This is a genomic window from Luteibacter sp. 9135, assembly GCF_000745005.1.
GTDB lineage: Bacteria > Pseudomonadota > Gammaproteobacteria > Xanthomonadales > Rhodanobacteraceae > Luteibacter.
In genome coordinates this window covers 126,933-151,220 of sequence record NZ_JQNB01000001.1, presented here as the reverse complement: position 1 = coordinate 151,220, position 24,288 = coordinate 126,933, and the positions used below count along the sequence as shown (strand labels likewise).

Annotated in this window: 23 protein-coding genes; 5 read left to right on the top strand and 18 right to left on the bottom strand. The window is 67.6% G+C overall.

What is annotated here, in order from left to right; genetic code table 11:
- Positions 1–133 precede the first annotated feature (133 nt).
- The 8 genes from FA89_RS00715 to FA89_RS00680 form a co-directional block, all read right to left on the bottom strand.
- Positions 134–1,921: a M56 family metallopeptidase gene (locus FA89_RS00715; protein WP_036137176.1), complete on the bottom strand. Its 1,788-nt coding sequence runs from the start codon at positions 1,919–1,921 to the stop codon at positions 134–136.
- A gap of 1 nt (position 1,922) precedes the next feature.
- Positions 1,923–2,309: a BlaI/MecI/CopY family transcriptional regulator gene (locus FA89_RS00710; RefSeq protein ID WP_036137173.1), complete on the bottom strand. Its 387-nt coding sequence runs from the start codon at positions 2,307–2,309 to the stop codon at positions 1,923–1,925.
- Positions 2,310–2,719: 410 nt separating this feature from the next.
- On the bottom strand, positions 2,720–3,124 hold the full coding sequence (locus tag FA89_RS00705; RefSeq protein WP_036137170.1) for an HU family DNA-binding protein: 405 nt from the start codon (positions 3,122–3,124) through the stop codon (positions 2,720–2,722).
- Positions 3,125–3,335: 211 nt separating this feature from the next.
- The gene (locus FA89_RS00700; RefSeq protein WP_185754185.1) at positions 3,336–5,531 is read right to left on the bottom strand and encodes a xanthine dehydrogenase family protein molybdopterin-binding subunit; all 2,196 of its coding nucleotides are present in this window, start codon (positions 5,529–5,531) and stop codon (positions 3,336–3,338) included.
- Positions 5,532–5,539: 8 nt separating this feature from the next.
- Positions 5,540–6,532: an FAD binding domain-containing protein gene (locus FA89_RS00695; protein ID WP_036137168.1), complete on the bottom strand. Its 993-nt coding sequence runs from the start codon at positions 6,530–6,532 to the stop codon at positions 5,540–5,542.
- A complete protein-coding gene (locus tag FA89_RS00690) occupies positions 6,529–7,110 on the bottom strand; it encodes a 2Fe-2S iron-sulfur cluster-binding protein (protein WP_441295030.1) in 582 nt (193 codons plus the stop codon). The genes FA89_RS00695 and FA89_RS00690 overlap by 4 nt, the downstream gene beginning before the upstream one ends.
- A gap of 77 nt (positions 7,111–7,187) precedes the next feature.
- Positions 7,188–7,772, bottom strand: coding sequence for a nucleotidyltransferase family protein (locus FA89_RS00685; RefSeq protein WP_036137166.1), 585 nt, complete (start codon positions 7,770–7,772; stop codon positions 7,188–7,190).
- Complete coding sequence (locus tag FA89_RS00680; protein ID WP_036137163.1) at positions 7,769–8,746, bottom strand: XdhC family protein; 978 nt, start codon at positions 8,744–8,746, stop codon at positions 7,769–7,771. The genes FA89_RS00685 and FA89_RS00680 overlap by 4 nt, the downstream gene beginning before the upstream one ends.
- A gap of 85 nt (positions 8,747–8,831) precedes the next feature.
- Here FA89_RS00680 and moaA point away from each other — a divergent pair, with 85 nt between their 5' ends.
- From moaA to FA89_RS00655, 5 genes are read left to right on the top strand one after another with little or no spacing between them, the layout of a single operon-like run.
- A complete protein-coding gene (moaA, locus tag FA89_RS00675; RefSeq protein WP_036137161.1) occupies positions 8,832–9,806 on the top strand; it encodes a GTP 3',8-cyclase MoaA in 975 nt (324 codons plus the stop codon).
- Between the two features lie 21 nt (positions 9,807–9,827).
- A complete protein-coding gene (locus FA89_RS19035; protein WP_051938431.1) occupies positions 9,828–10,079 on the top strand; it encodes a MoaD/ThiS family protein in 252 nt (83 codons plus the stop codon).
- Between the two features lie 3 nt (positions 10,080–10,082).
- Entirely contained in the window at positions 10,083–10,571 is a 489-nt protein-coding gene (locus tag FA89_RS00665) for a molybdenum cofactor biosynthesis protein MoaE (RefSeq protein WP_036137158.1), read from the top strand.
- Entirely contained in the window at positions 10,568–11,506 is a 939-nt protein-coding gene (moaCB, locus tag FA89_RS00660) for a bifunctional molybdenum cofactor biosynthesis protein MoaC/MoaB (protein WP_036137155.1), read from the top strand. The genes FA89_RS00665 and moaCB overlap by 4 nt, the downstream gene beginning before the upstream one ends.
- Entirely contained in the window at positions 11,506–12,696 is a 1,191-nt protein-coding gene (locus FA89_RS00655; RefSeq protein WP_036137152.1) for a molybdopterin molybdotransferase MoeA, read from the top strand. The genes moaCB and FA89_RS00655 overlap by 1 nt, the downstream gene beginning before the upstream one ends.
- A 32-nt stretch (positions 12,697–12,728) precedes the next feature.
- Here the strand turns inward: FA89_RS00655 and FA89_RS00650 are convergent, their stop codons facing one another.
- From FA89_RS00650 to FA89_RS00605, 10 genes are all read right to left on the bottom strand, one after another.
- Positions 12,729–13,094, bottom strand: coding sequence for a hypothetical protein (locus tag FA89_RS00650; protein ID WP_036137150.1), 366 nt, complete (start codon positions 13,092–13,094; stop codon positions 12,729–12,731).
- A gap of 855 nt (positions 13,095–13,949) precedes the next feature.
- Positions 13,950–14,654: a ribonuclease HII gene (gene rnhB, locus FA89_RS00645; RefSeq protein WP_081916292.1), complete on the bottom strand. Its 705-nt coding sequence runs from the start codon at positions 14,652–14,654 to the stop codon at positions 13,950–13,952.
- Positions 14,655–14,664: 10 nt separating this feature from the next.
- Complete coding sequence (gene lpxB / locus FA89_RS00640) at positions 14,665–15,891, bottom strand: lipid-A-disaccharide synthase (protein ID WP_036137147.1); 1,227 nt, start codon at positions 15,889–15,891, stop codon at positions 14,665–14,667.
- Positions 15,892–15,960: 69 nt separating this feature from the next.
- Positions 15,961–16,734 carry an acyl-ACP--UDP-N-acetylglucosamine O-acyltransferase gene (gene lpxA / locus FA89_RS00635; RefSeq protein WP_036137144.1) on the bottom strand — a complete coding sequence of 258 codons (774 nt, stop codon included), beginning with the start codon at positions 16,732–16,734 and terminating at the stop codon, positions 15,961–15,963.
- A complete protein-coding gene (gene fabZ, locus FA89_RS00630) occupies positions 16,731–17,204 on the bottom strand; it encodes a 3-hydroxyacyl-ACP dehydratase FabZ (protein WP_036137141.1) in 474 nt (157 codons plus the stop codon). The genes lpxA and fabZ overlap by 4 nt, the downstream gene beginning before the upstream one ends.
- The gene (gene lpxD, locus FA89_RS00625; protein WP_036137139.1) at positions 17,201–18,229 is read right to left on the bottom strand and encodes a UDP-3-O-(3-hydroxymyristoyl)glucosamine N-acyltransferase; all 1,029 of its coding nucleotides are present in this window, start codon (positions 18,227–18,229) and stop codon (positions 17,201–17,203) included. Before lpxD ends, fabZ begins: the two co-directional genes overlap by 4 nt.
- Before the next feature lie 79 nt (positions 18,230–18,308).
- A complete protein-coding gene (bamA, locus tag FA89_RS00620; RefSeq protein WP_036137137.1) occupies positions 18,309–20,753 on the bottom strand; it encodes an outer membrane protein assembly factor BamA in 2,445 nt (814 codons plus the stop codon).
- Between the two features lie 131 nt (positions 20,754–20,884).
- Positions 20,885–22,228 (bottom strand): RIP metalloprotease RseP, encoded by a 1,344-nt coding sequence (gene rseP, locus FA89_RS00615; protein ID WP_036137134.1) that lies wholly within the window; start codon positions 22,226–22,228, stop codon positions 20,885–20,887.
- A 45-nt stretch (positions 22,229–22,273) separates the two neighbouring features.
- A complete protein-coding gene (locus FA89_RS00610; protein ID WP_036137131.1) occupies positions 22,274–23,458 on the bottom strand; it encodes a 1-deoxy-D-xylulose-5-phosphate reductoisomerase in 1,185 nt (394 codons plus the stop codon).
- A gap of 3 nt (positions 23,459–23,461) precedes the next feature.
- The gene (locus FA89_RS00605) at positions 23,462–24,280 is read right to left on the bottom strand and encodes a phosphatidate cytidylyltransferase (RefSeq protein WP_036137129.1); all 819 of its coding nucleotides are present in this window, start codon (positions 24,278–24,280) and stop codon (positions 23,462–23,464) included.
- Positions 24,281–24,288: the final 8 nt, after the last annotated feature.

The window sequence follows — 24,288 nt, the reverse complement described above, 5'->3', positions numbered from 1 at the left end:
TACCCCACGCATCGCCGCATTCGCCATGATCGCGCATGATGGATCGCCCACATCGTGGGCTCCTACGCGCGAACGAAGCCGCCGCGCGAACGAGGCCATCGCCCCGCTGATGCAACGACGGTTTCGGGATGCGTCAGCGCGCCGGTTGTGCCACGTGGTTGCGGATCGCCTCGGCGAGGATCGTGTTCACTTCCTCGGAGGCCTTGCGCGATGCCTCCGACTGCCTGCGTCCCCACTCGGCCATGGCCTTGCCCTGTGCTGCACGCTGCTGTCCGATCGCTGCCATCTTCTGCGCGACGGCCGCCTGCTCGCTGGCGATGGTGGCGTGGCCTGCCGCATAGGCTGCGCCATCGCGCGGACCGGAAGGACCGACTTCTCGAGAGACCAGGCTGGCCTGTTGCGCCGAGAGCTTGGCCATCTGCTCGTTGAGCATGGCCTGCTGCCGTTCGAGCATGGACTCCTGCCGGTCGATGTCGGCCTGCTTTCCCGCGCTCGCCGCGCCCTTGTCGGCCGGATGCGAGACTTCCTGGTACGCCGCATGGATACGCTTGATATAGGCCGGGTCGCGCAGTATCCAGGCCTGCGTACCCCGCCGGTACCAGACGAACGACCTGGCGTCGGCGCGATACGCGGCCTCGGCCCGTGCGAGGTCGCTTGCGGTGCCGGTGGCGACGTGGATGTCGTCGGATGAGAACACGAAGCCGTCCGTGGGCTGCCCGTGGATTTCCGTGATGTCGGTCGTGCGCGATGTCGAGGTCACCGGCGCGGCGGGTGTCGCGGGTGTCACGGGTGTCACGTCAGTACGCACCGGCGCGGCCGGAGCGGCAGGCCGTGCGGGTACCGGATCGTCCGTCGTCATCGCAGCGGCGGGCGCCGCTGCGACTGCGGCACGGGCTGGCGCGGGCGGCGTCGCCTGATGGGCGGCCACCATGCGCCACGGGAAGACACCGCCCAGGGCGAGCACGGTGACGACGCACAGGGTGAGCATGCGCGGATGGGTGTCGTTGGCCTGGGCGAGCATGAGCAGTCTCCGTTTCAGTGTGCGGAAGGTGGGCGAGGCGCCGGGAAGCGCATGGTGGGGATGCGGGGCGACCCCCATGCGCACGAGCAGACGGCCGTATGTTTTCGCCAGGGTGTCGCCGCGCGACACCACCAGCGCGTCGCAGGCGGCCTCGCGGCACAGGGCGTACTCGCGCACGGCCAGGTGCACCAGGGGGTGGAAGAAGAACAGCGTGCGTGCCGTGGCCGGTATCCAGCCGAGCATCAGGTCGCCGCGGCGGACATGGGCCAGCTCGTGCATCAGGGCGAGGTCGAGTTCATCGTCGGAGAGGTGGTCGTGCAGGGGCAGCAGAATGGTGGGCCGCCAGAAGCCGATCACCTGCGGGGAATGCACTTCCGTCGACACCGCCAGGCGGGGCGATCGGCGCAGCCCGAGTTCGCGAGCGCGGCGGGCGCACAGGGTTTCCACCCGCACGTCGTCGTGTGGCATGGCGCGCGCGGCCACGCCGGCCAGCGTACGCCAGCGGAATACGGCCACCACGGCCTGCACGATCACGCCCAGAGCCCAGGTGAACAACAGCATGGCCGCCCATGAGAAGCCTGCGTCGCCGATATCGTTACCTGCGGGAGTGACGAGGGACGCCGCCGGGAATGCGCCCGGCAAGGTCAGCGGCATGACGGCGGTGGCGTCGTCCGCCGCGGTGACCGTGGCGATCGCAGGCAGGACGGGCAAGGCGATCAGGGTCGGCGAGATCACGCCGACCACCAGCTGGGCACCCAGCAACCACCACAGCACGGTCCTGGCGGAGGCCGACATCGTTGGAACGAGTCGGCACACGGTGTAGATCGCGCCGCAGAGGAGGATCGCCTGCAGCGACGCGTGGATCAGTCGCGACAGCATTTCATCGAGAAGCATGCTCATGTCAGCGCCCCTTCCGTCGGGATTGCAGCGTGTCGACGAGGGCTTCCAGTTCGGCCAGTTCGGTATCGCTCACCTGCCCACGCTCGGACATCCAGGCCACGAAAGGCGTCACGGAGCCCTGCAGGGTCTTTTCGACGAAGCGCGCCACCGCACCGGTCATGACCTCCCCGCTGCCGTTGGTCACGCTGTAGCGGTACATGCCGTCGATGCGCCGGCGGGACAGGTATCCCTTCGCACGCAGTCGCTCCATCATCGTCAGCACTGTCGAGCGTGCCAGTCCGCGACTTTCGCCATAGCCGGCGCACACCTCGGCCACCGACGATCGCGGCGCCTCCTCGATGTAGTGCAGGAGTGCCAGCTCCTGGTCGCCTACGCTCTTGCTGCTCATGCCGCCGCTCCTGACTACAGATGTAATCAGACTGCACCTGACGACAACTGTAGTCAACCGTGACCATCGGCCTATACACACCCAAAGGTCAAACAAAGCGCGTGGGGTAGGAGCGCACGGTGTGCGCGACCCCTCATGCTCCGCCAGAACGAATGATGCGATGCATGGGGTGGGGTGGCGGTGGCTTTGTCGAGTGCTCGGAAACGCCTATATTTTTAGGGGGATGGCTTCTTTCGTCGTAGGGATGGCTTGGGATCGCCCACATCGTGGGCTCCTCACCGTCCGTCGGTCTGCCCCCTCCGCTCGCCACATCCGTGTCTGTCGGTATCGCGCACAAAAAAAGCCTCCGCCCGGGGGCGGAGGCTTCAGGGGTGCCGACGATCGCGGAAGCGCGAGGCTTCCGCAATGGATCAGGCAGCCGCGTCCTTGAGCTTCTTCAGCGGACGGACCTTGACCTTGACCGAGGCGGGCTTCGCAGCGAACCAGCGCTCTTCACCGGTGAACGGATCCTTGCCCTTGCGCTTCGGCTTGGCGGCAACGGCCACCGAGGTAATCTTCAGCAGGCCGGGCAGCGTGAACGTGCCGGCGCCCTTCTTGTGGATCGACGCGCTGATGGCGCTCTCGAGCGAGGCCATGACGGCCTTGACGCTCTTGCTGTCAACGCCGCTCTGCTCGACGATGTGCGAGACGAGCGTGGACTTCGAGAACGCATCCTTGATCGGCTTGAGCGCGGCCGGGGCCTTTGCAGCCTTCACGGCGCCCTTGGCGGGAGCCTTGGCAGCCTTCTTCGCCGCCGTTTTTTTGGTCGTGGCCATGGTTATCCTTGTCACTTGAATCGAATGAGGCGGCCTTTCCGGCCGGTGCCCAGCGGGCGACTCACTCTAGCGTTGCTTTCGCCCGCTGAAAATAGGGTTCGGGCAGTTTTTTTGCATTTCGAGCCCTTTTTTTACGGTCCCGTGTGATGCAATGCGGAATAACCGCCGCCGCGCTGCCTGCACCGCGCGTGAGCGCGGCGCAGGCAGGGGCTCAGGACATCCCCGCAAGCACCTTGTCCAGCGTGATCGGATAGTCGCGAATCCGCACGCCACACGCGTTGTAAACGGCATTGGCGATGCAGGCTCCGGCACCGGAGATACCCACCTCGCCCAGTCCCTTGATCTTCAGCGGGTTGGCCTTGTCGTCGAGTTCGCTCAGGAAGACCGCTTCCATCGGCCCGATGTCCGCATTGACCGGCACGTGATACTCGGCCAGGTCGTGGTTGACGAACGCGCCGTAGCGCGGGTCCATCACGATCTCTTCCGAAAGGGCGGAGCCGACACCGAAGATCATGCCGCCCAGCGCCTGGGACCTGGCCGTTTTCGCATTGAGGATGCGGCCGGCGGCGAAGACACCCAGCATGCGCCTCAGCCTTACCTCGCCGGTGTCCACGTCGACGCCGACCTCCGCGAAAAACGCGCCATAGGAGTTCTGGTTGTAGTCGGTATTGTTGCTGCCCGGCTCGATGCCGCCCTCGGCCTCGACACCGTGCTGCCCGGCCAGGGCGGTATAACCGACGCGTTTGTCGCCACCGGACACGTGGCCATCCTCGAAGCGGGCCTGGGCGGGGTCGATACCTGCGGAGTGGGCCAGCTTGTCGCGCAGCTGCATGCACGCATCGTAAAGCCCGGAACCGGCACTGGCCGCACCGAACGAGCCGCCCGAGCCCGGCGTGTCGGGAAAATCGGAGTCGCCGAGCAGGATCGTCACCCGGTCCAGCGGCAGGCCGAGCAGGTCGGCGGCGATTTGCGTGAACACGGTGTACGAGCCGGTACCGATGTCCGTCATGGCCATGCGCGCCGTCAGTTGCCCTTCCGCATCCAGGCGCACGTGCGCCTTGGACGCCTGCAGCATGTTGCCGCGTATGCCGGACGACATGCCGATACCTACCAGCCAGCGCCCGTCGCGGACCTGTCCCGGTTTCGCGATGCGCTTCTCCCAGCCGAAGCGACGTGCCCCGTCGTGCATGCATTCCACAACCTGCCGCGAGGAAAACGGCACGCCCAGTTCGGGATCGACCATCGGCTCGTTGCGTACGCGCAGCTCGATCGGATCGATGTCCAGCTGGATCGCCAGTTCGTCCATGGCACCTTCCAGCGCCAGCAGGCCGACCGCTTCTCCGGGTGCGCGCATGGAGATCGCCGGCGGCAGGTCCAGGTCGGTATGCCGATGCGTGTTCAGCCTGTTCTCGCCGACGTAGCGTGAGCGGGTACCGAGCACCGTCGGCTCGAATTCGTCGTTGCCGGGTTCGTTGCCCGACCACGCTTCGTGGGCCTCGGCGAGGATTCGTCCTTGGTCGTCGGTGCCCAGGCGCACGCGCTGGATGGTGTTGGTGCGGTGGCCCACCACGTGGAACAGATGCTGGCGGGTCAGCGCGAGCTTCACCTTTCGTCCTGTGGCCTTCGCCGCCAGGGCTGCCAGCACGGCATCCGGCTGAACGTCCAGCTTGCTGCCGAAGCCGCCGCCGATATAGGCCGACAGTAGCCGCACTTTCTCCGGCGGCACGCCGAACGTCGCAGCCAGCACCTTGCGCCCCGGGGTGGGCATCTGGTTGGAGGTTTCCAAGGTCAGCTTGCCGTCGTCCCACTGCGCCACCGTGGCGTGCGGCTCCATCGCCGCGTGGAACTGGAAGGGCGTGGTGTAGGTGACATCCAGCGTGTGCCGGGCCGACGCATAGGCCGCCTCGAAATCGCCCTTGCCGGTATCGGCCTTGGCGAACGACAGGTCCTCGGGCTTGCGTGCCTTGTCCTTCTCGGCGGCCAGTTCGAAGCGGCCCGGCTTCGCTTCGTAGTCGGCCTCGACCAGCGATGCAGCGTGGCGCGCCTGCTCGTAGGACTCGGCGATCACCAGGGCAATGGGCTGCCCGTAATGCTTGACGGCATCACCGTCGAGTTGCGGCAACGCGTCGTCGGATGAGGTGTCCTGCTCGGGCACGTTGTCCGGGGTCAGCACCTCGATCACACCCGGCGCCTGCCTGGCGGCTGTCGTGTCCAGATGCGTCACGCGACCCACGGCGATGGTGGCCAGCACGGGGAAGGCATAGGCGACCTCGCCGATGCCGCCGTGCTCGGCGGCATAACGCGCTTCGCCGCGTACCTTCAGGGGGCCGTCCACCCGGTCGATCGGCTTGCCGGTGAAGCCGTCCGGACGATCGTCCAGCGGGGTGGTGCCGACGGTTTGATCCATGCGAATCGTCATGCGGCGGTCCTCCCACTGGCTTCGATCAGAACGGCGCCCAGCGTGCGCCGGACAAGCGGTACCTTGAAATCGTTGCTGCCATGGCCCTGTGCTTCAGGAAGCGCTTTCCCGGCGAGCGCGCGCAGCGACGCCTCGTCGGTGGCGGTGCCGCGCGCGGTGGCCTCCCAGGCATCGTCACGCCAAGGCTTGTGGGCCACCCCGCCGAACGCCACGCGTGCCGAGGCCAGGCCGCTGTCGCCGACATCGACGATCGCGGCGATCGACACCAGCGCGAATGCGTAAGAAGCACGGTCACGCACCTTGCGATAGATCTGCCTTCCCGCCGGTGCGGGCGGCAGCGTCACATGCGTGATCAGTTCGCCCGCCTGCAGCACGTTCTCGATATGCGGGGTGTCGCCCGGTAGCGTGTAGAAGTCGCCGATGGGAATGTCCCGCGATTCGCCCTGTGCCGATAAGGTATGGACCACGGCATCGAGCACCCGCATGGCCACCGCCATGTCCGAAGGGTGCGTGGCGATGCAGGCCTCGCTGGTGCCGACGATGGCGTGGATGCGGTTGTAGCCGCCGATGGCCGCGCAACCGCTGCCGGGCTGGCGCTTGTTGCACGGCATGGCGGTGTCGTAGAAGTAGTAGCAGCGGGTGCGCTGGAGCAGGTTGCCGCCGGTGGTCGCCTTGTTGCGCAACTGGCCCGACGCACCGGCCAGCAGGGCACTGGCAAGCACCGGATAGCGTTCGCGCACGCGTGCGTCCGCGGCCAGGTCGCTGTTGCGCACGAGGGCGCCGATGCGCAACCCGCCATCCGCGGTGTCCTCGATGCCGCCCAGGTCCAGCCGGTTGATATCGACCAGGTGTTCCGGGGTTTCGATGCCCAGCTTCATGAGGTCGAGCAGGTTGGTGCCGCCCGCGATGAAGCGGGTGTGCCGCTGCGCACGGGCCGCATCCGTCGCCGCGGCGGGGCTGGTGGCGCGCTCGTAGGTGAACTGTTTCATGCGTCGGCCTCCGCGGCATCCGCGATGGCGGCGACGATGTTGGGATAGGCGCTGCAGCGACACAGGTTGCCGCTCATGCGCTCGCGGATCTCGTCGTCGGTCAGGGTGGGCCGGCTTGCCACATCGGCGGTGACGGCACTGGCCCAGCCGGCGCGCACTTCCTCCAGCATGCCGGTGGCGGAGCAAAGCTGGCCCGGGGTGCAGTAGCCGCACTGGAAGCCGTCGTGCTCGACGAAAGCCGCCTGCAGGGGGCTCAGCGTCGCGCCGTTGGCCAGGCCTTCGACCGTGGTGATCGACTCGCCGTCGTGCATCACGGCGAGGGTGAGGCAGGCGTTGATCCGGCGGCCTTCGACCAGCACGGTGCATGCGCCGCACTGGCCATGGTCGCAGCCCTTCTTCGAGCCGGTCAGGCCCAGGTGCTCGCGCAGTGCGTCCAGCAGCGTGACGCGCGGATCGATGTCGAGTACGTGTTCCGCGCCGTTGATGCGCAGGCGGGTGGATACGCTTGGGGATGTGTTCGGCGGCATGCCGTTCTCCGTGGGTGGGCGACGAGATGCGCCGCTGCCTGGGTAAACCACGGTTGTAAAGGGAGCTGCGTGAAAGAGGCGGGGTGGAAGCGTGCCGCCTGCTTCCCGCCGTTTTTACATCGACCGGATCATTGCCGGTCCAGCAGGCCGGCAGCTACCGCGCGAGCCACGTCGTCTTCCGTGTCCAGGTCCTGGGCCAGCGCGTCGTTGCGCACGCGATGGACATCGTGCCCGGTCCAGAGCGCACGAAAACCACTGTCGCCTTGCAGGGTGACGGCACGCGCGAGCGTCCTGGCACGCAAGACGGCCGGCACGCCCGCGGCATCGCCATACGCCGTGACCGTGTCCTGCGTACCGTCGTGCTCACGCAGCAGCCGCTCAAGGTGTACCTCGTCCAGCGCCAGCTGGTCCACGACGACGACCAGCACGGGGCCATCGCGGCCGGCGAGCGCATCGGCGGCGAGGTGCAAGGACGACGCCATGCCCGTCGTCCAGTCCGGATTGAACACCGGCAGCGCACCGTTCAAGCGGCCGCACAGGTGCTCCGCGTACGCGCCGACGATGGCGATGGTCTTGCCGGGCTGCGTGGATGCCACCAGCCGCGAGACGCGACCCGCCAGGGTTTCGCCGTCCCGCGTCAGCAACTGCTTGGGCCGTCCCAGTCGGCGGCTGCCGCCAGCGGCCAGGATCACGGCATCGTGGCGGCCGGTCACAGGTGCCGCGCGCGATCGCGCTGGCAGACCTGCGCGAGAATGGACAGGGCGATCCCGTGCGGTGTCTGCGCGCCGATGGGCAGGCCCGCCGGAAGGTGCAGGCGATCCAGCGCCGCGTCGTCCACGCCGTCGTCGCGCAAGCGGTCCACGCGCGCGCCGATCTTGTTGCGGCTGCCGAGGACACCGACGGCGAAGGCCGGCGAGCGCAACGCATGCGAGGCCACCGCGTGATCCATCTCGACATCGTGGCTGAGCGCATAGATGGCAGTGCGCTCGTCCACCCGCAGCGCGTCCAGCGCCACGCCCAGCGCGCGCGGGTCGTAGGCCGCCAGGGTCACGCCCGGGGGCGGCTCGGTCGGGCCGTGGGGGCGCAGCAGCACCACTTCCACGCCCATGGCGGGGGCCAGTCTCGCTACCGCCAGGGTGACCGGGTCGCTCCCGACGGTGACCAGGCGCAGCGGCGGCAGGCGTACGTCGGCGTAGCGGTCGTCCTCGCGGCCCGCCATGCCGTCGACGATCGTCCAGTCGCCGGTGGCACGGTCGGTCAGCACGGTCACCGTGCGGCGCTCGCGCCGGGCGGCGGAGAGGTCTGCGACGTATTGGGCGGGCTGGCGCAGTTCGCGGACGAAGATGCCGATGCGCCCGCCGCACGTGAGCTGGATATCCAGCACCGGGCTACCCACGCCGTAATCCAGAAGACGCGGCCGGCCCTCGGCCAGGGCGGCCATGGCCTCCTGGGCGACGGCGGCTTCCACGCAGCCGCCGGAGACGTAACCGGCCACGCGCCCATCGGCGGCGATCGCCATCTCGCTATACAGAGGCCGTGGCGACGGACCGGCGACGTCCACCAGCGTGGCCAGGGCCACGCGGCCAGCCTGGGCATACTGGTCAAGGGCGGGCAGCAGATCGTCGACAAGGGCGTATTCCGGCCAGGCGGGCCAGGCCGGCGGGGACGAGGGGTTCGAGGCGTTCATGCCTGAAGTCTGGCACGATGGCATGTGAAGGCTGGCGGGATTTGGACACATCCCGCCCACGCGCAATGTGGTTTCCTGAGGCGACATGTCCCCACTCATCGACCGTCACGGCCGTACCAAGCGCAAGCTGCGGATATCGCTCACCGACCGCTGCAATTTCCGCTGTACGTATTGCATGCCCGAGCATCCGGACTGGCTTCCCCGGAGCACCCTGCTTGCGCGCGAGGAAGTGGTGCGCCTGGCTGGCCTGTTCGTGGACAGCGGCATCGACCAGATCCGCTTGACCGGTGGCGAGCCGCTACTGCGTCGCGACCTGCTCGAATGCGTGCGCGACATCGATGCCCTGCGCGAGCGTGGCCTGCGCCGTCTGTCGATGACCACCAATGCCTCGCGTATCGCTCCGCGTGCCGCCGAACTGGTGGCGGCGGGCATCGACGACTTCAACGTCAGCCTGGACGCGGTCGATCCGGACACGTTTCGCCGGCTGACCCGGCGTGAGATCGCGCCGGTGCTCGACGGCATCGCAGCGCTGGTCGATGCCGGGGCCCGCATCAAGCTCAACGCGGTGGTTATCCGGGGTGACAACGAGAAAGACGTGGTGCCGCTGCTGGAGTGGGCCATGGCCCGTAACATCCCGCTGCGCTACATCGAATACATGCCACTCGATGCGCCCGGACAATGGAAACGCGATGCCGTGGTGTCGGAGGCCGAGATGCTGGCGGCCATCCGCGCGACGCACCACGTTGACGACCTGCCACGGGGCCACGATCCGTCCACGCCCTATCTCGTGGACGGGCGCTATGCGCTGGGCGTCATCTCCACCGTTTCCAATCCCTTCTGTTCCACCTGCGACCGCCTGCGGCTGACGGCCACCGGCGAATTGTTCACCTGCCTGTTCTCGCCGCTGGGCACCCCGCTGGGCACGCGCATGCGCGAGGGCGTTGCCGACGACGTGCTGGCCGAGCAGGTCCGGCGCGCGGTCTGGCTCAAGGAGGCCGGTTACGCGTCGCGTCCGGGGCCGGTCGACCGGCCGCTGACCATGCACGCCATGGGTGGGTGAGCGCTTTTCTACGGATCTGTTATGACATCGATCGTTTTCGAACTCTTCGCCAACCTGGAGCGGTTGGCCGGCCGACACGAGTGCACCGTGGAGGCCGACGACACGGTAGTCACCGTGGGTGACGCCGTCGCGCGGCTCGCCGCTGCGCAGCCGGCACTGGCCGCGTCGCTCGAGCGCTGCGCCTGCGTATCCGGCGACACCATCGTGCGCCGCGCGGACGCGTTACCGGCCGACGGCCGCATCGCCTTGCTGCCGCCCGTGGCCGGAGGCTGACCCATGACACATGCCGTCCTGACCCACGCCGCCGTTGCGGTGGACCCGTTGCTCGAACTTCACGCGCATCCCGAGTGCGGTGGCCTGGCCCTGTTCGTCGGTACCGTGCGCGACCATCACGAAGGGCGCTCGGTGCGCCACCTTGCCTATACCGCCCACGAGCCACTCGCCGAGAAAGTGATCCGCGACGTGGAGCAGGCCACGCGCGAGCGCTACGGCGTGCCTTACGTGCGCATTGTCCATCGCCTGGGTGATCTGTCGATCGGGGATATCGCCATTGTATGCGTCGTGCGCGCGCCGCATCGTGCCGAGGCTTTCGACGCATGCCGCTATGCGGTGGATGCGGTGAAGCATGGTGCGCCCATCTGGAAGGAAGAGTTCTATACGGACGGCACCAGCGCGTTCGTGGAGGGCTGCTGCATCCGCGACGACCTGGACGACCAGCCAGTGCCTCACGCGCACCATCACCCGCCGCATGCGAGCCACGGATGAAAGACGTCAGCCAGAAACCCGATTCCCTGCGCATCGCGCGCGCGACCGCCACGCTGCATGCGCCGGCGGCGTGCATCGATCTGCTGCGCACAGGCGAAACCGAAAAAGGCGACCCGCTGAAGACGGCGCGCGTCGCCGGCATCCTTGCCGCCAAGCGCACCGACGAACTGATCCCGCTGTGCCATCCGCTCCCCATCCACCGGGCCGACGTCTCCTACGAACTGATGGAGACCAGCGTGCGCATCGTCGCGGAGGTGCAGACCATCGGCCCGACCGGCGTGGAGATGGAGGCGCTGACCGCCGCCAGCCTGGCCGCGCTCACGATCTACGACATGCTCAAGCCGTACGCGGAGCCCGACGAGCTGCACATCCAGGATTGCCGCCTCGAGCGCAAGGTCGGCGGAAAATCGCACTACCGTCGCGCACTGGCGTCGCCGCGCACGGCCGCGGTGGTGGTGCTGTCCGACACCGTGGCCCGTGGCACCAAACCCGATACGGCCGGCGTCTTCGTCCGCGATGCGCTGATCGATGCTCATTTCGCTCCCGTGGCCTACACGGTGATCGGCGACGACGCGACGACCCTGCGCGATCGCGTGCGCGCCCTGATCGACGAGGGCACCTCGCTGCTCATAACGGTGGGTGGTACGGGTCTGGGGCCCCGCGACATCACCGTGGATACCGTCAGGCCCATGCTGGATGTGGATATTCCCGGCATCATGGAAACCGCGCGCGCCTTCGGCCAGCAGCGCATGCCCTACGCGATGCTTTCGCGGGGCGTGGCCGGCTACATCGGCGACACGCTGGTGCTCACCTTTCCGGGTAGCCGGGGCGGTGCCAGCGAGTCGCTGGCGGCCACGCTGCCCGGCATCGTGCACCTGCTGGAAACGGGGCGCACGGGAGGCAAGCACCCCGGCGGCTACGGGGAGGCCAGCTGATGGCACTCCTGCCGCTGGCGGAAACCTTCGCGCATTACCGGCAGCACGTCGGCCCCTTGCCGACGCAGCGGATGGCCCTGGAACTGGCGTTGGGATCGGTGCTGTCCGAGCCCGTGGCCGCCCTGGTCTCGCTGCCGCGTTTCACCCAGAGTGCCGTCGACGGCTATGCGCTGCGTGTCGGCGACGGCCGGAACGAGCGTGTGCTCATCGGCACCTCCGCCGCCGGCGATCCGGCCGACGTCGTGGTCGGGCCCGGCCAGGCGGTGCGTATCCTCACCGGCGGCGTGTTGCCCGCAGGCGCCGATGCCGTCGCCCGCCAGGAGATCGTCGAGCGTACCGGGGCTGGCATCGTGCTGACCGCCGCCGTGGTCGCCGGGGAGGCGATCCGTGTCGAAGGCGAGGAACTGGTCGCCGGCACGATCATCACCGCCGCCGGCCAGCGCGTGACGGCCGGCCTCGTCGCCGCGCTGGCGATGGCCGGGATCACCGAGGTGGAGGTATACCGGCGTCCGCGCGTGGTGGTACTGGTGACCGGTGATGAAGTGGTACGTGCGGGCGAGCCGCTGGCGCCCGGCTTGGTCTACGACGCCAACGGGCCGCTGTTGCGCGCATGGTTCGTCGAGCAGGGCTACGGCGAGCCGGTGGTGGCCTATGTCCGCGACGATGAAGCGGCGCTGGAAGAAGCGATGAGCGCCGCGCTGGACAGTGCCGACCTGGTCGTGACCAGCGGCGGTGTGTCGGTGGGCGACCGCGATTTCGTTCCGGCCGTGGCCGAACGCCTGGGCGTGCGCAAGGTGTTCTGGAAGGTGGCGCAGAAGCCGGGCAAGCCGCTCTGGTTCGGCATGCGCGAGGGCAAGGCCCTGCTGGGCATGCCGGGCAATCCCGCGGCCGTGCTGGTGTGCCTTACCGTGCATGCGCGCGCGGTGCTGGCGCGGCTGGAAGGTGAAACGGCCGATCAGCCGGCGTGGTGCCAGGGCCTGCTGGCCACGGCCGTGGATGCCGACGACGAGCGCGACCGCCTGGTGCGCATGCGACTGGACATGAGCGGTGGCATGGTTTCACTGGCGCTCCTGCCGAGGCAGGAGTCGCACATGCTCAGCAACATGGCCACCGCGCAGGCGCTGGTATGGCTGCCTGCGCGGGCCGAGCCCTTCGCGGCCGGCGAACGCGTCGCCTGGCTACCGCTCTGAACGAGGGCCCGGCAGCGCCGGGCCCGCCGTCATTACCAGGCCTTGACGTCCGAAACGACGACCGTGTAATCGGTCATGTCCGGGGAATAACGGAACAGGCGGCCGAGGTCGAAATCGACGCTCTTGCCCGGTTCGATGTTGGACGTACCTGCAGGCCAACCCTGCTTGCTGGCGACGACCTTGCCCGACGCGTCCTTGGCATCGATGCGAATCTGCGCAGCGGCGGCTTCGGTGCACTTGTTGACCAGGTTGCCCTTCATGCTGAAACGCGGCTGGCCCGAACCCTGCTGGAGCTTCACGCCGAAACCTTCGACGGCGAAGTCCTTGGCGGCGCATGCGGCATGGGCGGACAGCGGGGCGGCGACGAACAGCGCGACGGCGATAGCGATCTTCTTCATGGGTGGTGTTACCTGTCGATAGGGAAAGGCTGACACCCGTCTCGTGAGATAGGGCGTTAGCTTTCGTATCGGCAGGTGGTTAGGAGACTTTAGGCTTTTGGGCTTGGAGCAAGAGCTGGGGGTCTTGGAGCAAGAGCCGGCGGGTGCCACCCTCGGGGCCACGCCTGCGGCGACCCGAAAGGGAATGGCCGCTGGCGCGGCCGTTTACTTATTGCCCTTCGGGCGGCGGGTCGGGCTTCGAACGGGGGTTTCCGATTCGACTTCCTGTCTCAGCGGAAACGGCCGACCGTCCTGGCCGGCCCCCTTCGGGCCTTGTCCGTTCGAATCCCTCGCCTGCGGCTACCGGCCCCGAGGGTGGCGCCCGCCGGCTCTTTCCAACGGTGAGGTTGCGTGTGGGAAGAGCGAATAGCTGGGTTTCGCTTCGTTGCTGGGAACGCTCGCTTGCCTGGTGCTCGTGGCATCGGTCGCCTTAGGTATGTCGAGGGTTCGCGCACACGCGTGCGCTCCTACCCCCAGACGGCAGATCACGCGTTGGATATGCCACAACCGGCCCTACCCGTGGGGTAGGAGCCCACGATGTGGGCGAAAAGCCAACGAAGCGGCGACGCCCTACCCTATACGTCTGCGGTCGCTCGCGTCACAACCCACCTCAGTCTTGGGAAGAGCCGGCGGGTAGCCCCCTCGGTGCCGGTAGCCGCAGGCGAGGGCTTCGAACGGACAAGGCCGCGTAGCGGGGCCGGCCAGGACGGCCGGCCATTTTTGCTGAGCCATGGATGGCGAATCAAAAATCCCCGGGCGAAGCCCGACCCGACGCCCGTAGGGCAATAGATAAATGGCCGCGCCAGCGGCCCTTCCCTAGCGGGTCGCCGCAGGCGTGGCACCGAGGGGGCTACCCGCCGGCTCTTGCTCCAACGCCCCAGCCACAGCAAACAAATCCGCCATCGGCTCCACATCCGGCTCGAACCATCGCCGCACGGGCGCAAAACTGCGACGGTGGGCATCGCACGGCCCGAGGCGAGCGAGGGCGTCGAGGTGCTCGGGGACGCCGTAGCCCTTGTGGCGGGCGAAGCCGTAGCCGGGGTGCAAGGCATCCAGGGCGTGCATGTGGCGGTCGCGGCTGACCTTGGCCAGGATCGAGGCGGCGCTGATGGCCGGCTCGGTCGCGTCGCCGCCGATCACCGCGCGGCCCTCGCAGGGCAAGGTGCGCGGCAGGCGGTTGCCGTCGATCAGGGCGATGTGCGGCGCGTGCGCCAGGCCCAGCAACGAGCGGGTCATGCCGGTCATCGTCGCCTGGAAGATATTGATCCGGTCGATTTCCTCGCGTTCGACGAAGATCACGCTCCAGGCGATCGCCCGTTCCACGATGCGGCCGTAGAGTTTCTCGCGGACGCTTTCGGTCAGCTGCTTGGAGTCGTTGAGGCCGCGGATCGGACGGGTGCGGTCGAGGATGACCGCGGCCACCACCACGGGGCCGGCGAGCGGCCCGCGGCCTGCCTCGTCGACACCGGCCACGACGAGGTCGGGGGCGAGCTGGGAGCTGACGTTGCGCTTGCGGGGCATGCCGAGAAGCCTAATGCGCCACGGCGCCGGCGGGCAAGTCCGTCGGGCGCATCAGCCCGGCGATCGCGTCGGCCGCGTGGTCGGCGGCACGGCCGTCCAGGCCGCCGCGCAGTTCCTGGTGCAGGAACTCGAACGCCGCGACGATGGCACCGCGGCGTTCACTGTCGCCGAGCAGTTCCAATGTGGCGCGGGCCAGGTTGTCCGGTGTGCAGTCGTCCTGCATGAATTCCGGCACCAGGCGCTTCTTGCCCAGTCCGCAGGCGCGGGCGAGGATGTTGGGCAGGGCGTAGACATCGGTCTTGAGCATGCGCAGGGCGATGGCGATGCGGTAGCTGGTGGGCGAGACGCGATACCCCACCACCATCGGTCGCTTCGCCAGCATGGCCTCCAGCGTGGCCGTGCCCGACGCCAGCAGCACCGCATCGGCCGCGAGCATGGCCTCGTGGGCCTGGCCGTCGGTGAGGATCGGCGCCACGCCGGGGAAGTCGGCCAGCAGCGCGCGCAACTGCGCATGCACCCGCTCGTTGGCAGAAGGCACCACGATGCGCAGGGTGGGCATCGCCTCGGCCACGCGGCGCGCCGCGGCGATGAAGATGGCGCCTACGCGCTCGATTTCGCTCGGTCGGCTGCCGGGCAGCACGGCCAGCACGGGCACGTCGTGGGGAAGACCGAGGGCGTCGCGCGGGCCGGCGCGGTCCGAGACCATGGGAAAACGATCGGCCAGCGGGTGACCGACGAAGCGTGCGTCGATGCCGTGCTTCGCGTAGATCGGTGGCTCCATGGGGAACAGGCAGAGCACGCGATCCGCGGAACGGCCGATCTTCTCGGCACGTTTCTCGCGCCAGGCCCAGACCGACGGGCTGACGTAATGCACCGTGCGCAGGCCGGCGGCCTTGAGCTTGCGCTCGACGCCGAGGTTGAAGTCGGGGGCGTCGATGCCGACCACCACGTCCGGGCGCAGGTCGAGCAGTTTGCGCAGCAGTGCCTTACGGAGGCGAAGCAGCCGGGGCAGGTGCCTGACCACTTCGCTGAACCCCATGACCGACAGCGCGCGGATGTCGTACCAGGAGTCGAAGCCGCGCCCGAGCATGCGCCGGCCGCCGATGCCGACGAAACGGGCGGTGGGATAACGGGTGCGGAGCGCGTCGATCAGGTCGGCGCCGAGCTGATCGCCGGAATCTTCCCCCGCGATGAGGGCGAAGACGGGTGCGTCGGCGGAGGAGGGGGGCTGCTGCATGATGTAAAGGTCTCCCTCGGTCGGTAGCCGACCTGGCGAAGTGCCGACGCCCCCTGGCGCCGGCGGGTATTACCGGGCGAGCGAGCGCTCGCTGCGATCGAGAAATTCGAGCATCTGGCGCACGTCGTCGCTGACCTCGGCCTGCGAGAGCAGTTGCTCGCGCGCCTCGGCCAGCGGTAGGCCCGCCATGTACAGCGTGCGGTAGGCACGCTTGATCGCGGCGATGCGCGCGGTGTCGAAGCCCCGGCGCTTCAGGCCCTCGCTGTTGATGCCGCGCGGGCGGCCACGGGTCTCGTTGGCCATCATGACGAAGGGCGGTACGTCGGAGCCCACCAGGCAGCCCATACCGATGAACGCATGCGCGCCCACCTTGCAGAACTGGTGCACGCCGGAGTAGCCGGACATGATGGTCCAGTCGCCGATCTCCGCGTGGCCAGCCAGCGCCGAGTAGTTGGAAAACACCACGTGGTTGCCGACCTGGCAGTCGTGCGCGATGTGCACATAGGCCAGCAGCCAGTTGTCGTTGCCGATGCGCGTGATGCCGCCGCCGTCACCCGTGCCGCGGTTGATCGTAACGAACTCGCGGATGAGGTTGCGATCGCCGATGATCACCTCGGTGCGCTCGCCCTGCCATTTCTTGTCCTGCGGGGCGCCACCGATGGAGGCGAACTGCGAGATGCGGTTGTCGCGGCCGATGACCGTGGGGCCCTCGATCACCACATGCGGACCGACGGTGGTTCCCTCGCCGATGACCACATCCGCACCGATGACGCTGAAGGCGCCGATGCTGACGTTGTCCGCGATGCGCGCCGATGGATCGATCTGCGCGGAGGGATGGATCATTTGTCGCTCCTTGCCGCGCACATCAGCTCGCAGCAGGCCACTACCTTGCCGTCCACCAGCGCGCGCGCCTCGAACAGGCCCATGCCGCGGATCAGCCGCTTGAGCGACACCTCCAGGCGCAGCTGGTCGCCCGGTGCGACTACCGCCGAGAATCGCGCGTTGTCCACCTTGACCAGGTAGAACAGCGGGCTGCCGCTATGGCCGTCCATACGGCTGGTGATCTGGGTCAGCAGGCCGGCCGTCTGGGCCATGGCCTCGACGATGAGCACGCCCGGCATCACCGGATGTCCGGGGAAATGCCCCTGGAAGAACGGCTCGTTGATCGTGACGTTCTTGATCGCCGCGATGGACTTGCCCGGCTCGATCTCGATGACGCGGTCGACCAGCAGGAACGGGTAGCGGTGCGGCAGCAGTCGCTGGATCTGCTCCACATCCACGGGAAGCGTCACGGCGGCTTTCGGTTCGGTCATTGCCCTTTGTCCTTTTCCAGCGCCGACAGGCGGCGCGCGTATTCATCGAGGTGTTTCATGCGCGCCGCGTTGCGCCGCCACTGGCGGTTTTCCTGCAGCGGACTACCGGAGGAGTATTCACCGGCTTCCCTGATCGACGAGGTGACCAGGCTCTTCGCCGTGATGGTAACCCGGTCGGCCAGTTCGAGGTGGCCGAGCACGCCGGCGTTGCCGCCGATGAGGCAGTAGCGGCCGATCTTCGCGCTGCCGGCCACGGCCGAGCAACCGGCCATGGCGGTATGGGCGCCGATATGCACGTTGTGGGCAATCTGGATCTGGTTGTCCAGGCGCACGTCTTCTTCCAGCACGGTGTCTTCCAGCGCGCCGCGGTCGATCGTGGTGTTGCTGCCGATCTCGCAGTCGTCGCCGATGCGCACGCCGCCCAGTTGGGGAAGCTTGATCCAGTGGTCTCGGTCGAAGGCCAGACCGAACCCGTCGGAGCCGATCACCGCGCCCGGGTGCACGAGCACGCGCTTGCCCAGCGTCACGCGAATCACCAAGGTGACCCGCGCGACCAGGCGCGAGCCGGTACCGACCACGCAACCCGGTCCGATGGTGCAGTGCGGGCCGAGGATGACGTTTTCATCGATGACCGCGTTGTCCTCGATGACGCAGCAGGGCCCCACCGAGGCCGTGGGATGTACGCGGGCGGACGGTGCCACGACGGCGCTGGGGTGGATGCCGCGCGGGGCGGCCGGATGCCGTTCGAACAGCGCGGCAATGCGGGCGTAGGCCACGTAGGGGTCTTTCGCCACCAGCGCGGCGCCGTTGCGCAACGGCAGCTGCTCCGCGCCGAGCACCACGATGCCCGCCTGCGACTCGGCCAGCTGGGAGGTGTATTTCGGGTTGGAGAGGAAGGTGAACTGGCTGGGCGTGGCGGCGGCCAGCGTGCCGACGCCGTCCACCGTGGTGGTGGGGTCGCCGTGCGCCTCCAGTTCGAAACGCTCGGCCAGCTCGGCCAGGGTGTAGTGCGGATTGCCGCTCAAGGGAGGCTCCCAAAAAAAAGGGGTGGCGCTTTTGGCGGCCACCCCCTGATTGTATGTGGTGCGTAGTTGCGTTTTTGTCTTAGAACGTGTTGCCGAAGGTGAACTGGATGCGCTCGACGAAGCGGCTGTCGGCGTCCTTCTTCCGGAACGGCACGGCGAAGTTGATGATCAGCGGGCCGATCGGCGCCTGCCACTGCAGCGACAGGCCGGTGGAGGCACGCAGTTCGCTGGCGTCGAACGCGCCGTAGTTCTTGTACACGTTGCCGACGTCGACGAACCACGACACACGGGCGGTGTTCACGTCCTTGAGGAAGGGCAGTGGCAGGAACATCTGCGCCGTGCCCAGCACCTTGAACGCGCCACCGACGGGCTGGCCGTAGCTGTAGTAACCGCCCGAGCACTTGCCCTTGGCATCCGGCGTGCTGGAGACGCTGCCGCCATCGCACAGGCGGGGGCCCAGCGTGTTGTCCTGGAAGCCGCGAACGTCGCGGACACCGCCGGCGTAGTAGTTCTCCCAGAACGGGAAGTCGACCTTGTCACCCTTCTGGTAGGACACGATCGGGTTGCCGCTGGCATCCTTCGCGACCGTACCGTCAGCGTTCACCTGGTAGACGGTGTTGCTGTACGTGGTGCCGTAGGTCTTGCCGTAGCCCACCTGGCCGTCGAGGTAGAGCACGAAGCCCTTGCCGATGGGCCAGTAGTGGTTGGCTTCGCCGAACAGCTTGTAGTACTGCACGGTAGAGCCCGGCAGTGCGCCCGAGACCGACGCCGTGAACTGGCCGCCGCGGGTGGGCGCCCAGTAGCTGTTGCGGGTGTCGTGGGTGTAGCCGAGGCTGGACGTCCACGAGTGGATCGTCTTGTTGCCCAGGGCGTTCTGGTACCCGACCAGCTCACGCGGGGTGTAGAACGACGTGTTGATCAGGTTGGAACTGACGCCCAGGCTGGTCGACACCGAGTCGAAGTCGGTGATCGGGAAGGACAGCGTGGTCTCGAACGACTTGGTGCTGTACGTGTAGTTCGCCAGGTCGGTATCGCCGTAATCCAGCTTGCTGTAACCGAGGTTGTAGCCCAGCTGGATGCCGGAATCCGTGAGGTACGGATTGGTGTAGCTGGCGTTGACGCGCTTGTAGTACGTGCTGGTTTCCGCGCCGACCGAGAAGCGGTCGCCGGTGCCCAGGAAGTTGTTCTGCGATACGGACGCCGACAGGATGATGCCCGAGTACTGCGAGTAGCCGACGCCGAACATCAGCGAGCCGGCCGACTGTTCCTCGACCTTGGCGGTCAGGTCCACCTGGTCGACGGTGCCCGGCACGAGAGCCTTGTCGATATCGACGGTCTTGAAGTAGCCCAGGCGCTGCAGGCGCGTCTTGGAGCGGTCGATGGCGCCCTGCGAATACCAGGAGCCTTCCAGCTGGCGCATTTCACGACGCAGCACCTCGTCTTCTGTACGGGTATTGCCCTGGAAGACCACGCGACGGACGTACACGCGCTTGCCCGGCTCGATGAAGAGCGTGAGGTCGGCGGTGCGCTTGTCCTTGTCGAGCTTGGGGATCGGGGTGACCTTGGCGAAGGCATAGCCGATGTTGGCGAGGATGCCCTTGATCGCATCGTCGCTGGCTTCGATCGCGCCGCGGTTGAAGGTGTCGCCCTTGTGGATGAAAACCAGCTTGCGCAGGGTTTCTTCCGGCAGGATCAGCTCGCCGAGCAGCTTGACGTCGGAGACGGTATAGACCTCGCCTTCCTTCACCGAGGCATCGACGTACATGGCGCGCTTGTCCGGGCTGATCGCCACCTGCGTGGAATCGATGCCGAAGTCGGCGTAGCCGCGGTTCATGTAGTAGTTGCTGAGCTTCTCGAGGTCACCCGAGAGCTTTTCACGCGAGTACTGGTCGTCCTTGGAGTACCACGACAGCCAGTTGCTGGTGTTGGACTCGAAGCCTTCGCGGATGGCCTTGTCGCTGAAGGCCTTGTTGCCGACGACGTTGATCTCCTTGATCTTCGCCGCCTTGCCTTCGCGGATCTCGATGTCGATGGCCACGCGATTGCGGTCGAGCTGCGTCACGTGGGGATCGACCGAGACGTTGTACTTGCCGCGGTTGTAGTACTGGCGGATCAGCTCCTGCTGGACGCGGTCGAGCGACAGGCGGTCGAAGGTCTCGCCTTCGGCCAGGCCGATTTCCTTCAGGCCCTTGCGCAGGTCGTCTTCCTTGATGTCCTTGTTGCCCCGCAGCGTGAGCTTGGCGATGGCCGGACGCTCGACGACCTTGATCACCAGGATGTCGCCCTGGCGGTCGAGTTCGACGTCGCTGAAGAATTTGGTCTGGTACAGGGCGCGGATGGCGGCCTGTGCCTTGTCGTCGCTCAGGGTCTCGCCCTTTTCGATCGGCAGGTAGCTCAGCACCGTGCCTTGCGCGATACGCGTAAGGCCATCGATGCGGATGTCGGAAACGACGAACGGCTCGAAAGCGGCAAGCGCATTGGCGGACAGGGAGGCGAGCAGGATCAGGGCGGCGATACGCTTCATCGTCGATTCCGTTGGGTTAATTCCAGTCGACGGCGGACGAGGCCGGCGACCGAAGAGGAGCACGCGCCGGACTCATGCCCGGCGTCGTTCGGTTGCGGGAGCAGTGAGCGCCCGTGACCTGGGTGATACGTTTACGAAACAAGCAGTCGCTGGATGTCGTTGAAGAACGCCAGCCCCATCATGGTGAACAGAAGGGCGATGCCTACATATTGGCCGGCGATCATGGTGCGCTCGCTGACCGGGCTGCCCTTGACCAACTCGATAAGGTAATACAGCAGGTGTCCACCGTCCAAGACCGGGATGGGCAGGAGGTTCAAGATCGCCAGGCTGAGCGACACCAGGGCGAGGAAATTCAGGAACCAGCCCAGCCCGCGGCTGGCCGAATCGTTGGCGACCTGGGCGATGCCGATCACGCCGGACAGGTTCTTGGTGGAAGCCTGCCCCGACAGCATCTTGCCGATCAGGTTGAAGGTGGAGGTGGTGCCTGCCCAGGTGGCGCGCAGCGATTCGCTGAAGGCGCGAACCGGGCCGTAGCGCAGGGTGGCTTCTTCCAGCGGCTGGCGGCCGACACCGATCAGCCAGCGGGTGGGCTGGCCCTGCTCGGATTTCATGCGGGCGGTGACGTCGACGATGCGGGTCTGGCCATCCCGCTGGATGCCCACGGCCAGCTTCGGCGACACGGCGGCCTGTTCCGGTACCAGCTTGGTGAACGCCGGGAAGTCGGCCACGGGCTTGCCGTTGACGCTGACGATGCGGTCGCCCGTGCGGATGCCGGCGGCGAACGCCGGATCGCCCGGCACCACTTCGCCGACCACGGGCGGCGACTGCAGCCCCAGGCCCAGCTGCGTGATCCGCTTGACCAGGTCGCCGTTGTCGGTGAGGTTCTGGATCGGCAGCACCACGTTACGCTGGGTGCCATCGGTGCCCTGCACATGCACGGGCAGGGGCTCGTTGCCCAGCAGGCTGTCGACCAGGCGGTCGGTGGCGTCGCTCCAGGTGCCGACGGCCTCGCCATTCATAGCCAGGAGGCGGTCACCCGGGCGGATGCCCGCCTGCTCGGCGATGCTGCCCTTGTCGGCGGCCACGATGGGCGCGACATCGGGCTTGCCGATCATGTACATCGCCCAGAAGGCGACGACGGTAAAAATGAGGTTGAAGGCGGGACCGGCGGCGACGATGGCGATCCGCTTCCACACCGACTTGCCGGTGAACTCCTGCCCGCGGTCGGCGGGATCCACCTCGCCCTCGCGGGCGTCCAGCATCTTGACGTAGCCGCCCAGCGGAATGGCCGCGATCTGGTATTCGGTGCCGTCCTTCGCCACGCGACGCCACAGCGGCCGGCCGAAGCCCACCGAGAAGCGGAGCACGCGGACGCCACAGCGGCGCGCGACCCAGTAGTGGCCAAATTCGTGGAAGGTCACCAGCACGCCAAGCGTGACCAGCAGCCAGAACACGGAACCGAGGAAGGGACTCATCAGGAGGGGTGGGTCTCGAAGAAAAAACGTTGGAGTGGAGCGAGTTTAGCAGTAAGCGCGGTGGAGCACGCCCCGGGCGGCCCGTCGCGCTTCCCCATCACGCTCAACGAGCGTCTGGACATCGACCACGGGTTTGGCCGGCAGTTCCTCAAGAACCCGCTCGACGACCTCCGCAATGCCCAGGAAGGGCAGCGTGCCGGCGAGGAAAGCCTCCACGGCGACCTCGTTGGCGGCATTGAGGATGGCGGTGGCGTCGCCCCCGGCGCGCAGGGCGTCGAAGGCCAGGGCCAGGCAGCGGAAGGTGTCGGTATCGGGTTTCTCGAAGTCGAGGCGGGCGTGCGCGGCGAGGTCGAGGGGCGCCACGCCGGCCTCGATGCGCTCCGGGTAGGCCAGCGCGCAGGCGATGGCGGTGCGCATGTCGGGGTTGCCCAGCTGGGCCAGCATCGAGCCGTCGAGGTAGTCGACCATCGAGTGGATCAGGCTCTGCGGGTGCACCACCACGTCGATGGCATCCACCGGGGCGGCGAAGAGGTGATGCGCCTCGATCACCTCCAGGCCCTTGTTCATCAGCGTGGCCGAATCGACCGAGATCTTGCGACCCATCGACCATTTCGGGTGCGCGCAGGCCTGGTCGGGCGTGATCGTGCCCAGATCGGCCCGTGTGCGGCCGCGGAAGGGGCCGCCTGAGGCGGTAAGGACCAGCCGACGCACGCCCACGCGGGCGAGGTCGGGGCGACCGCCGGGAAGGCACTGGAAGATCGCGTTGTGTTCGGAATCGACGGGAATCAGCTCGCCGCCGCCCACGCGCAGGGCCTCCAGCAGCAGGGCGCCGCCCATCACGATCGCTTCCTTGTTGGCCAAAAGCAGCCGTTTGCCGGCATGCGCCGCGGCCAGCGCGGAATCCAGCCCCGCGGCACCGACGATGGCTGCGACCACGGTGTCGCACAGCGGCCCGGCCGCGGCGGCGCTGACCGCCTGCGCGCCGGAGGCGATATCGCAGCGCACCCCGGCCGCGGCCAGGCGGCGGGCCAGGTCCGCTTCCATCGAGGGGTCGGCGACGATTGCCAGTTCCGGGCGGAAACGTGCGCAGAGGGCGGCCAAGGCTTCGGTGCCGCGGTTGGCCACTAGTACGGTGGCGCGGAAGCGATCCGGATGGCGGGCGATCACGTCGAGGGTGCTGCCCCCGATGGAGCCCGTGGCGCCGAGTACGGCGACGTTACGGACGGCCATGGCTCAAAGGCCCAGCAGCAGTTTGCCTGCCACGAAGATCGGCAGGGCGGCGAACACGCTGTCCAGGCGATCCAGCAGGCCACCGTGCCCGGGGAACAGCTGGCCCGAATCCTTGACCTCGGCATGTCGCTTCATCAGGCTTTCGAAGAGGTCGCCGACGATGGCCACGGCCACCGTGAGCAGGCCCAGCACGCCCAGGCCCACCAGGTGCGGCGCATCGTTCACGCCCAGCAGCCAGCCGCCGAAGACGGCGAACGCGCTGCCGCCGACCAGGGCACCGTAGACACCGGCCCAGGTCTTCCCCGGGCTGATCCGCGGGGCGAGCTTGCGCCGGCCGAACTGGCGGCCGGTGAAGTAGGCGCCCGTATCGGCGGCCCAGACCACCACCAGCGCGAGCAGTGTCCACCAGTTGCCGTGGTCCGAGGCATGCAGCGCCATGGCCGCGGCGAAGGTAGGCACGATGACCAGCACGCCGGTGCCGATCTTGAGCAGGCGGTTTTCCGAATTGGGTGCGGCGGCGAAGGTGAAGTGCCGCAGCCAGAAGCAGCAGCCGATCCACCAGATCACGCCGGCCAGGGTGAGCGCCATCAGCAGGCCCGGCGTGGCGATCAGCAGCACCGCCAGCAGGATGGCGGCTGCGCCGGCCACCACGATGCCGCGGCCCAGTGGCGTGCGGCAACCGGCCAGCAGGCTCCACTCCCACGCGGCGCCGACGAAGACCACACCGATGGCCGCGGCGAAATACACCGTCGGCGGCAGGAGGATCATCGCAAGGACCAGCGGGAGCAGGATCAATGCGGTGGTAACGCGTTGTTTCAGCATGGGGTTCC